2 protein-coding genes are annotated in these 2,196 nt (G+C 74.0%); both read left to right on the forward strand.

Annotation, left to right across the window (positions count from 1 at the left end):
- Window positions 1-381: hypothetical protein (locus HW578_RS25720; protein ID WP_198373557.1), on the forward strand; the 381-nt coding region annotated here is incomplete at its 5' end.
- 54 nt (window positions 382-435) lie between these two features.
- Window positions 436-1,950, forward strand: coding sequence for a protein adenylyltransferase SelO (locus HW578_RS25725; RefSeq protein ID WP_198373558.1), 1,515 nt, complete (start codon window positions 436-438; stop codon window positions 1,948-1,950).
- The last annotated feature ends 246 nt before the right edge of the window (window positions 1,951-2,196 follow it).

Here is a 2,196-nt window from a genome sequence, read left to right on the forward strand (position 1 = left end):
CTGGGTGCGGGCACCCCCGCCTGCCTGGCACAGCCGCGGGGCGAGGCGCGCGCCGGCCGCCCGGCGACGATGCCCCTGCCGCCGGGCAGCGCCGCCGAAGCGATCCTGGAGGTGCCGGTGCTGGCCTACAGGCCGGCCGCGACGGGTGTCGCCGGGCTGGAGCTGCGCCTCGTCGCGCCGGGCCGCCCGGCGCGCGTCCTCGGGCGGATCGAAATCTTCCCCCTGGCCACCTTCGACGAGAGCGATCCGCCGCGCGTCTTCCGCTTCCGCCTGCCGCCCGAAGCCGGCGCGGAGGCACGCATCGACTTCGTTCTGGAGGGCAGCGCCGACCCCGAGGCGCTGTTCCGCCTCGGCACCGCGCGCCGCCTGCGCCCGGAGTGAGCGGCGCCCGCGCCCCTTGTGCGCGCGGCGCCGGAGCGCGATGTGCCCTTCGCCATGCCAAACACCACCCTTGCCGCCGCGCCCCCCGGGGCCGTGGCGGGCCGCCCGCCCGCCTTCGACAACAGCTACGCCCTCCTGCCGGAGGCGCTGTTCGCGCGGCTGCCGCCGACGCCGGTCAGCGCGCCGCGCCTGTTGCGGCTGAATGACGCGCTGGCGGCGGAGCTCGGGCTCGATCCCGCCTGGCTCGCTTCGCCCGCCGGGGTGGCGATGCTGGCGGGCAATCATGTGCCGGATGGCGCGGAGCCGATCGCGCAGGCCTATTCGGGGCACCAGTTCGGGCATTTCTCGCCGAGCCTGGGCGATGGCCGCGCGATCCTGCTGGGGGAGGTCGTCACGCCGGCCGGCGAAAGGCGCGACATCCAGCTGAAGGGATCGGGGCCGACGCCCTTCTCGCGCCGCGGCGACGGGCGGGCCGCACTTGGGCCGGTGCTGCGCGAATACATCGTGGCGGAGGCCATGGCGGCACTCGGCATCCCGACCACGCGCGCGCTGGCGGCGGTCGCGACCGGCGACCACGTCTTCCGCGAGCACGCGCTGCCCGGCGCCGTGCTGACGCGCATCGCCGCCAGCCATATCCGGGTCGGCACCTTCCAGTACTTCGCCGCGCGGCGGGATGCGGCGTCGCTGCGCGCGCTGCTCGACCATGCCATCGCGCGGCACGACCCCGCGGCGGCGGACGCGGAGAATCCTGCGCTGGCCTTCTTCGAGGGCGTGGTGGCGCGGCAGGCCTCGTTGGTCGCGCGCTGGATGCTTGTCGGCTTCATCCATGGCGTGATGAACACCGACAATTGCGCCGTGAGCGGGGAGACGATCGACTACGGCCCCTGCGCCTTCCTGGACCACTACCATCCGGAGACGGTGTTCAGCTCGATCGACCACCAGGGCCGCTACGCTTTCGCCAATCAGCCGGCGATCGCGCATTGGAACCTTGCGCGGCTGGCCGAGGCGCTGCTGCCGCTGATCGGCGAGGATGAGGCCGCGGCGGTCGAGAAGGCCAAGGCCGTGCTGGCGCGTTTCTCGCCCGCCTTCGGCGCCGCCTGGCGCGCCGGCTTGCTGGCCAAGGTCGGGCTGCACGACGAACGGCCGGGCGACGAGGAGCTGATCCAGGACCTGCTGGCGCGCATGGCGGAGCAGGAGGCGGACTTCACCCTGGCCTTCCGCCGGCTGGCGGACGCGGCCGAGGGCGACGGGGAGGGCTTCGCGGTGCTCTTTGCCGACCCGGCAGCGGGGCGCGACTGGCTCGCGCGCTGGCAGGCGCGGATCGCCGCCGACGGCGTGGCGCCGGGTGCGCGCGCGGCGGCGATGCGCGCGGTGAACCCGGCCTATATCCCGCGCAACCACCTGGTCGAGGAGGCGCTGGCGGCGGCCGTGCAGCGCGACGATTTGGCACCCTTCGAGGCGCTGCTGGAGGTGCTGGCGCGCCCCTTCGAGGACCAGCCTAGGCGTGAGCGGTATGCTGAGCCGCCGCGGCCGGAGCAGCGGGTACGGGCGACCTTCTGCGGGACGTGACGCCGGGTTGGGAAGAAGAGTGGCTTCTGCGTGGGGAGGCCGGAGGGCCTCTGTCCCTGCGCACCACGGCGTCAAAGGCCCAGGAGCCTATGACAATGCCGCTTTCCCGGCGCCGGACCGCGAGACGATCCCGATCCCAAAATCGTGGCTTCCAAAGGCCCTAAGCCTTTGGCGGGGTGGTCTGGAGGGGCAGAGCCCCTCCAGATCCGGGGCGAAGGGGCATCGCCCCTTCGCGCCTTCCGCGTC

The sequence above is a fragment of the Roseomonas rosulenta genome, from assembly GCF_016106005.1.
Taxonomy (GTDB): Bacteria; Pseudomonadota; Alphaproteobacteria; order Acetobacterales; family Acetobacteraceae; genus Neoroseomonas; species Neoroseomonas rosulenta.

Coding starts and splice junctions, on each gene's coding strand:
- HW578_RS25725 (WP_198373558.1), top strand. CDS start 436: ATGCCAAACACCACCCTTGCCGCCGCGCCCCCCGGGGCCGTGGCGGGC.